This is a genomic window from Pseudonocardia sp. TRM90224, assembly GCF_021245725.1.
Taxonomy (GTDB): Bacteria; Actinomycetota; Actinomycetes; order Mycobacteriales; family Pseudonocardiaceae; genus Pseudonocardia.
In genome coordinates, this window is record NZ_JAJGSX010000025.1 from 21,220 (window position 1) to 29,354 (window position 8,135).

Annotated in this window: 7 protein-coding genes; 3 read left to right on the top strand and 4 right to left on the bottom strand. The window is 70.2% G+C overall.

Annotated elements, in window-relative coordinates; all coding sequences use genetic code 11:
- Positions 1-2: 2 nt before the first annotated feature.
- The 3 genes from LL648_RS28520 to LL648_RS28530 are packed head-to-tail and all read right to left on the bottom strand — an operon-like array spanning position 3 to position 2,492.
- Positions 3-296: a putative quinol monooxygenase gene (locus LL648_RS28520; protein ID WP_232665841.1), complete on the bottom strand. Its 294-nt coding sequence runs from the start codon at positions 294-296 to the stop codon at positions 3-5.
- On the bottom strand, positions 293-1,753 hold the full coding sequence (locus LL648_RS28525) for a pyridoxal phosphate-dependent decarboxylase family protein (RefSeq protein WP_232665842.1): 1,461 nt from the start codon (positions 1,751-1,753) through the stop codon (positions 293-295). The genes LL648_RS28520 and LL648_RS28525 overlap by 4 nt, the downstream gene beginning before the upstream one ends.
- 55 nt (positions 1,754-1,808) lie before the next feature.
- Positions 1,809-2,492 (bottom strand): winged helix-turn-helix transcriptional regulator, encoded by a 684-nt coding sequence (locus tag LL648_RS28530; protein WP_232665843.1) that lies wholly within the window; start codon positions 2,490-2,492, stop codon positions 1,809-1,811.
- Positions 2,493-2,543: 51 nt separating this feature from the next.
- On the opposite strand from LL648_RS28530, the gene LL648_RS28535 reads away from it, so the two are divergent.
- The 3 genes from LL648_RS28535 to LL648_RS28545 are packed head-to-tail and all read left to right on the top strand — an operon-like array spanning position 2,544 to position 4,486.
- Positions 2,544-2,963 carry a DUF1761 domain-containing protein gene (locus tag LL648_RS28535; RefSeq protein ID WP_232665844.1) on the top strand — a complete coding sequence of 140 codons (420 nt, stop codon included), beginning with the start codon at positions 2,544-2,546 and terminating at the stop codon, positions 2,961-2,963.
- Positions 2,964-2,979: 16 nt separating this feature from the next.
- On the top strand, positions 2,980-3,336 hold the full coding sequence (locus tag LL648_RS28540; protein ID WP_232665845.1) for a VOC family protein: 357 nt from the start codon (positions 2,980-2,982) through the stop codon (positions 3,334-3,336).
- Between the two features lie 31 nt (positions 3,337-3,367).
- Complete coding sequence (locus tag LL648_RS28545; RefSeq protein WP_232665846.1) at positions 3,368-4,486, top strand: alcohol dehydrogenase catalytic domain-containing protein; 1,119 nt, start codon at positions 3,368-3,370, stop codon at positions 4,484-4,486.
- Positions 4,487-4,520: 34 nt separating this feature from the next.
- On the opposite strand, the gene LL648_RS28550 is transcribed toward LL648_RS28545, so the two are convergent.
- Positions 4,521-8,114, bottom strand: a complete 3,594-nt coding sequence (locus LL648_RS28550; RefSeq protein ID WP_232665847.1) for a P-loop NTPase fold protein — start codon at positions 8,112-8,114, stop codon at positions 4,521-4,523.
- Positions 8,115-8,135: the final 21 nt, after the last annotated feature.

An 8,135-nucleotide genomic window follows, 5' to 3' on the forward strand; every position in this document is an offset into this window, starting at 1 on the left:
TGTCACGTTCCGAGGGTGAAGTGGCGGACGTGCAGCGGTCCGTCGAGGAACGCTTCTTCGGCAGGTAGTACGACGGGCCGCTCGCGCCAACCGGCACCTGCGTACGCGCGCACGGCGGGCTCGTCGCGCCACCTGCTGATCCACACGAGCGAGTTCGCCGGCACGTCCAGCAGGATCTCGTAGCCGAGGAATCCGTCGTGCAGCTGCGGGAACCGATCGGTGGCCGCAACCAGGAAGTCGCGCAGGGCCGCCAGCGCGCCCGGCTTCGCCCGGGCCTCGCACATCCTGATGATCATCGAATGGCTCCCGCGATTTCAGTGGTGAGTTCACGACGGCAGGTGCCGAGCTCCGACACGAGCGCTTCGATGTCCGTCGCTGTCGTCCGGTGGCTGGTCACGCACATCCGCAGCGCCGGACGGCCGTCGAGCACCAGCGAGCTCAGCCAGGCCCGGCCGCCTCGCACCACACGGGCGGCGACCGCGGCATGCCATTCCAGGCTGTGTTCGGTATCTCGGCCGTCCGCCTCCGGGTCGACGACGCACACGACCGGCAGCGGGGTGTCGTTGACCTGCAGCCACCCGTGCTCCGCGAGTCGCCGCGCGAGCAGCTCCCCCAGCTCGACGTCGCGTTCGAGTTGGCGCGCGAAGGCGGGGCGGCCCGCGGCGGCCAGCGCGAGGAACACCTTCAGCCCGATGAACCGGCGCGACCATTGCACGCTCGACGAATACGGATCCGGCAGCCCGCCGGCACCGGCGGGCATGAACGTCGTCTGCACGCCGAAGCTTGCACCCAACGCATCGGCGTGCGGGGTCAGGAACATCCCCGCACCCATCGGTGCGGACAACCACTTGTGGGCGTCCACGGTGATGCTGTCGGCTGCCTCGATCCCGGCCAGCAGCGGGCGGAGCCGGTCCGACAGCGCGACGGCCCCGCCCCACGCGGCGTCCACGTGCAGGTCCAGCCCGCTGGCCCGGGCGAGCGCCGCGAGCTCCGGCAGCGGGTCGAGCGCACCCGCGCCTGTTGTGCCGGCGGTCGCGACCAGCAGGAACGGCGCATGCCCGGCCGCGACGTCCGCGTCGATCATGGCGCGAAGCCGGTGCACGTCCATGCGGTGTGCCCCGTCGACCGGCACGAGCCGGGCCGCGCCGCGACCCAGCCCGGCCATGTGCGCGATCTTCACCCACGCCAGGTGGCACTCCGCGGAGGCGTAGAAGACCGGCCGGCCCGCCACCGCGCCGAGACCGCCCTCGGCATAGGCCGGCCAGCGCCGCGTCAACGCCACGATCATCGCCGTCAGGTTCGCCTCCGAGCCTCCTACGGTGAACGTGCCGGTGGCGCCATCGGGCAGCCCGAGCCTACTGGCGAGGAACCGCAGCACGTGCGTCTCGATCTCGACCGGCGCGCACGCGTGCGCGTAGACGGCGAGCTGCGGGTTGACGGCCGCGGCGATCAGCTCTCCCGCAACACCCCACCAGGTGGGCGTCGGGTTGAACAGACCGAAGTAGCGCGGATGGATCGTGTGCACCATCCCTGTGCGGAGCTGGTCCACCACCTCCACCAGCACGTCCTGCGCGGGCCGCGGGCCGGCGAAGTCGTAGTCGCGCAACCAGTCGCGCACCGCCGCAGTCGCCGGACCGCGCGGTGCGACCGGTCCGTCGGCGACGTGACGACTGTGCCGAACGGCCAGCTCTGCCGCGGTGGCGAGCAGCGCCGCGGCCTCGCCGGATGGCAGGTCGAGCGGGCTGCTGTCCACCGATAGAGCCTGACCGAGCCGGCCCGCGTTGGCTGGCCGGAATCGGACACGACGCTCAGGCCGAGGGAGTGGTTTTCGGTGCGGACGCACTTGCCCTACCAGCGGCGAACACGCTTCGAAGGACGTCCGGGTCGCCCCGGAGCTCACCCGCGGCGAGCGCCTCCTCGATGCTGACGTGTCCGGTGGCGAGTGCGACGACGACGTCCGGCACGGCGGCGAAGACCGTCTCCGGTTCCTCGCCGCGGCGGATGAATGCGCGGGGGCCGTCTTCGTCGATCCTCAGGACCATGAGCAAGCCGTCCGTCTCGATCCCGAGCTCCACGGGACTCGGGACGGACGCGCCGGCGAGCAGCGCAGGCAGTGCGAGGGTCAGCCATCGCGGCTGGAACGTGTCTTCGCCACGTCCTGTCGCCAGCAGCGGCGCTCCCCACCGACCGAGCGCCTCCATGGGCTCGCGCAGTCCCATGCCCCAGGGCGTGAGGGCGTAGGTGAGGCTCGACGCCTCCAACCGGCGCTCGACGATCCCGTTCGACTCCATGGTGCGCAGCCGTTCGGCCAGGAGGTTCGTCGCGATGCCCGCGAGTGAGGTCTTGAGCTCGGTGTAGCGCATCGGACCAGGTAGGAGCTCACGAACGATGAGCAGGGTCCAGCGATCACCCACGACGTCCAGGGACCGCGCGAGAGCGCAGAACTGTCCGTAGGTGCGCGACTTCTTCGACTGCTGGTTGACTTTCTCCATCGTGGTTGATGATATCAACCGCACTAGAGGATCGTCGAGAAGAGGGCTCCCGTGGACCTGAGCATCAGCTGGCCGGCCGTCTTGGTCGCGATCGTGGCCGGGATGGCGATCGCGTGGGCCTGGTACAGCGACTGGGGCCTCGTCGGTGGGGTCTGGCGGAAGCTGACCGGGGTGACCAAGGAAGACTCGGTCAGAGCCGGCAAGGGCCCGTTCGTGATCCTGGTGGTGTCGATCACCGTCACCGCGCTTGGCCTCGCCGCCGCCTGCTCCGTCGTCGCCGCCTTCTTCGTCAGCGATTCGGTCTGGCTCGCCCTCGCCGTCGGCCTCACCGCGTGGCTCGGCTTCTCACTCTCGACCCTGGCGCAGCACAATGGTTTCGAGCAGAAGCCGGCGCAGCTCACCGCGATCAACAGCGCGTACCAGCTCGTGCTGTTCCTGGGCATGTCCCTCGCCATCGGCCTGCTCCAGTAGCGGTAGCGGAGGAACGATGATCACTGGACTGCACACCATCATCTACAGCGAGAAGGCCGACGAGGTCCGCCGGTTCTTCCGCGACGTGCTCGACCACCCATCGGTCGACGCCGGCGGCGGGTGGCTGATCTTCGCCATGCCACCTGCCGAGCTCGCCGTCCATCCCGCTGGTGAATCTCGACACGAGCTGTTCCTGATGTGCGACGACATCGACACGACGATCGCCGATCTGGAGGCGAAGGGTGTGCGCTGCCAGCCCGTCACCGAGGAGCGATGGGGGAAGTTGACCGCCATCGAACTCTCCGACGGCACCAGCCTCGGCCTGTACCAGCCATTGCACCCCTTGCCGCCCCGTGACTCCAGCAGAGCGTGAAATCGAGGAACAGGGCCGCTTGACTGCTGCCGTGCGAACCCTCTTCTACCTGCGCAAGGGCACCCTGGAATGGGTTGATGCGCCCGACATCGACATGACGAGCGATATGGACGCGATCGTTCGGCCGATCGCCGTGGCCCGGTGCGATCTCGACGATGCGTTCCTCCGCCATGATCTGGGCCGGCCGCTGCAGCTCGCGCACGCGGCCAAGTTGGTCGACCAGCGCCTGCTCGACTATCTGGGCCGCAAGCCCTTCGCCGGCCCGTTCCCCTTCGGTCACGAGTGCGTGGCCGAGGTCCTCGAAGTCGGCCACGAGGTCCGCTCGGTGCGTCGTGGTGACGTCGTCGTCGTTCCGTTCCAGATCTCCTGTGGCAGCTGCCGGGCATGCACGACCGGGCTGACGGCGTCGTGCACCACCGCCGGCCGCACCCCTGTCTCGATGTACGGGCTCGGTGCGGCGACCGGTGGATGGGGCGGGGCGATGACCGATCGCCTTCGGGTTCCCTACGCCGACCACATGCTGCTGCCGATTCCACCGGATGTAGAACCGGCGACCCTGGCCAGCGCCGCCGACAACATCCCGGACGGCTGGCGCGCGGTCGCCCACCCGCTGAACCGCCGGCCGTCGGCGCCGGTCCTGGTGCTCGGTGGTCAAGCGAAGAGCGTTGGGCTGTACGCCGCGGCGAGCGCCCTGGCGCTGGGCGCGGAATCGGTGGACTACCTCGACACCGACCCGCAACGACTCGGCGCCCGTCCCGTCGAACGCGCGGCATCCTGGCGTCGGACGCCGGCCCGCCGGGGCGAGTACCCGGTGGTGGTCGACGCCAACGGTGAACGGGGCGCACTGGCCTACGCGATCAAGAGCCTTGCTCCGGGTGGGATCTGCACCTCGGTGGCCCTCTACTTCGCCACGGGTACCCGCGTGCCGATGTGGGAGCTGTACGTCCGCCAGGGCACATTGACCACCGGGCTCGCCAACGCGCGAGCGGAACTCCCAGCCGTCCTCGCCGCCGTGGCCACCGGGAGCCTCCGCCCCGAGCTCGTGACGGGCGTGCTCGCGGACTGGGAAGACGCCCCGCAGGCCCTGCTCGCCCGCGCCACCAAGGTCGTTGTCACCCGGGCTCGGATCACGGAGGCAAGCACCGCCTGACCTGCCCACAATCGGGATTCCGTCCCAGTCGAGGTCAGGGCTGCGTCGAGTCGGCCGGCGAGTCGGCCGGCGAGTCGGCCGGCGGGCCGATGCCACGGGCTGCGACGGCGAGCGGCGTTTCGGGGTCGGCGTAGAGGTGGTAGGTCTCGAAGCTGTATCGGGCCACAGCCTGCGCCCAGCGCTGATAGCTCGCGAGCTCGCCGTGCACCGCGACCCCGGAGTGTCGCAGCGCGATGATGGCGGCTGTCAGACGGTGGGCGGCCGGTTCGCCCGCGAACTGACGGTCCGTCGCCGCGCTCGCACCGCGCAGCACCTCGATGACGTCCTGCCCGTCGTCCGGGGCGGTATCAGGATTGGTGAGATAGGCGAACAGGTCGCCGGTCCCACCAGGATCACTGATCAAGATCGCAAGCAGCAACGCCGCAGCCTGGTAGGGCCCTTTCCCACTTCTGCGATCGCCGCAGAAGTCGGCGACTTCGGCGTCCGGGACGCTCAGGCGCAGTAGACGGTAGAGGTTGGTGAACTTCTTCATCGCCCGCGGAGTGGGCAGCAACCAAGCCAGCTTCGGGAGGAAGTCGGACTCAGCCACGCTGAGCCGCAGGTTCTGCGTCACCCAGCTCGCCGGTGCCAGGGCCTGCGTGGACACCGGGCCCGGCGCTTGGGGGGCCAGCGGTGCGCGCGAGGGAGCTGCTGCCGGTTGGCGCTGCCGTGGCGGCGGCGGCGGGAGATCTGCTCGTGATCCGTCGTTCGGTGGTGGTGATGGGACGTCGCCGGTGTCCGGGTGAGGCCCCATGTCGGGCGGCTGCACCGCGTCCTGAGGATCGGAGGCGCGGGCATGTGCCTCGGTGGGGCCCGTCGTCGGATCGTGTTCGGGCAGCAGGTCGCGCAGGAACGCGACGCCGCGGGCGCCGACGGGGCGCAGCGCGTACGGCACCTGGAAGATCTTGTCCAGGTAGTCCAGTGCGCGCCCGGAAAGTGCTCGTGCGGCAGCGCTCGTGCCGAGCTCGCCGGCGCGATCGGCGAGTAGATGGCGATGGTGTTGATCGAGCGCGGCGAACAGCCAGCGGGGATCGACCGCGACGACGACGAAGAACAGCTGCATGCCCATCAGCAGGTTGACCGCTTGCAGCACCTCGACCACGCGCTCTGCCGGGCAGCGGTCCAGATCGTCGATGTAGAGGATGATCCGCCAGCGGACCGCGGGATCGGTCTGGGAGGCCAACTGTTGGTCGAGACGGTGCAGGTCGGCCCCGACCCGCCCGATCAGGCCTCGGTGGGAGGCGTAGCGATCCTCAGAGCTGATCTCGGTCAGGAGGGCGTCGAGCTGGCGGGCCGGATCGAGCCGAGTCAGCTTCGCCTCGAGCCGCTGCAGCTCCTTCTCGTTGGCGGTGCGGCTGGCTTGCAGCTTCTTGTGCAGCTCATCTCCGGTCTCCCCGACGGTTGTCCATGCCGCACGCACGGCGCCCACGATCCCCGGTAGCACGCCTGCGGCTGCAACGAACCATGGCAGGCCGAGGGCGAAGTCCTGCAACTGCTGCCCGAACAGTGTCGCCGCGCCGATCCCGAGCACCGCTGGTGCCGCGAACAGCAGTGCTCCCCGGACTCGTCGTGCACGGGCCTCGTCGCCGGCGTCCTGGCCGGCGGCGCGGATCGCCAGCAGGGTGCGCCGCACCACCTCGGATGCGCCGAACCATCCACGACCTGGATCGAGGTCGTCGAGCTCGTCGAGTTGACGGTCCAGGCGAGCCTTGCGGGCCTTCGCGCGCCCGAGCTCGGCTTGCAACTCGGGCACGCTCTCCGTCGACGCGGAGCGCTGGGCCGGCTGGTCGCGCAGCTGCCTGAACAGTTGCTCGATCAGCCCGACCCACAGGTGATCGTCGCTGTAGTGCCATGCGTTGAACCTCACCTGCCGCACTTCGCGCACGTAGGCCCCTGGCGGCTGGCCCTGGGCGCAGAGCGCGTTGACAGCGGAGATCAACTGCTCCATCAGGGAGGACTTCCCGCTGCCCCAACGCCCCATCAAGGCGATCGACAACGGCGGCGCGGTCGAGTTGGCCGCGAGCAACGTCGACAGGATCCGCACATCGAGAGCGAGGTCGAGCCGGTCGGTCGTGGTTGCGGCATCGTTGATCACCCCCGCGCCCAGATCGACCCGCGCCGGTCCGAACGGGCGCCAGATCCGCAGTTTGGCGTCGCTGCCGCCGGTGATGATTCGGGCGCCGTCGGGGCTGATCGCCACCGCGAGCACGGCGCCGACATGGCCGGTAAGAGGGGCGCGGATCGGAGTGCCCGTGGCAAGGTCCCAGATCCGCACGCTGGCGTCGGTGCTGCCGGTGACCACTCGGGTGCCGTCGGGGCTGATCACCATCGCGTTCACAGAGGAGAAGGAGTGGCCGGTGAGGGGCTCGCCGACGGCGCTGCCGCTGGCGAAGTCCCAGATCCGCACCGTGGCGTCGGCGCTGCCGGTGACGAGGCGCGTGCCATCAGGGCTGATCCGCGCTGCGGTCACCGCGGCGGTGTGGCCGGTCCGGGCATCGAGGAGGGTGGCGGTCGAAAGGTCCCAGATCCGCACGATCGCGTCGGCGCCCCCGGTGACGAGGCGGGTGCCGTCGGGGCTGATCGCCACCGCACGAACAGGCCCGCTGTGACCGGTGAGGGGACCACCGACGGGGTCGCCGGTAGCGAGATCCCAGATCCGCACGACGGCGTCATCGCCCCCGGTGACGAGGCGGGTGCCGTCGGGGCTGATCGCCACTGCACGAACTGGCCCGCTGTGACCGGTGAGGGGACCACCGACAGGGTTGCCGGTAGCAAGGTCCCAAATCCGCACAGTGGCGTCGTCACCGCCGGTAGCAAGGCGGGTGCCATCAGGGGCGATCGCCATCGCGCGCACAGGTCCGCTGTGACCGGCGAGGGGACCACCGACAGGGTTGCCGGTAGCAAGGTCCCAAATCCGCACGATGGCGTCGTCACCGCCGCTGATGAGCCGGTCGCCGGCCGGGGTCACCAGCAGCGAGAGGACCAGGCCGGTGTGACCTTGCAACGGGTACAGCACCGGATTCCCGGTGGAGAGGTCCCACGCCCGCACGGTGGTGCCGGGGCCGTCCGCAGGACCACCGCCGTCACCACCGGCGATGATGCGGGTGCCGTCCGAGGTGACCGCCACCGCATGCACGGGGCCGGCGTTGCCGATGAGAGGTTCACCGACGGCTGTGCCGCTGGCAAGGTCCCATACGCGCACGGTGGCGTCGTAGCCGCCGGTGACGATGCGGGTGCCGTCAGGGCTGATCGCCACCGCCTCCACGGGGCCGGTGTGACCGGTAAGGGGGTTGCCGACGGGAACGCCCGTGACGAGGTCCCAGACCCGCACGGTGCGGTCCTGGCTGGTCGAAACGATGCGGGAGCTGTCGGGGGTGATCGTCACCGCCTCCACGGGGCCGGTGTGACCGGTAAGGGGGTTGCCGACGGGAACGCCGGTGAGAAGGTCCCAGATCCGCACGGTGTTGTCCGCGCCGCCGGTGACTGCCCGGGTGCCGTCAGGGCTGATCGCCACCGCGTCCACGGAACCGGTGTGGCCGGTGAGGGGGCTGCCGACCGGGTTGCCGGTGGCGACGTCCCAGATCCGCACGGTGGCGTCTTGGCCACCGGT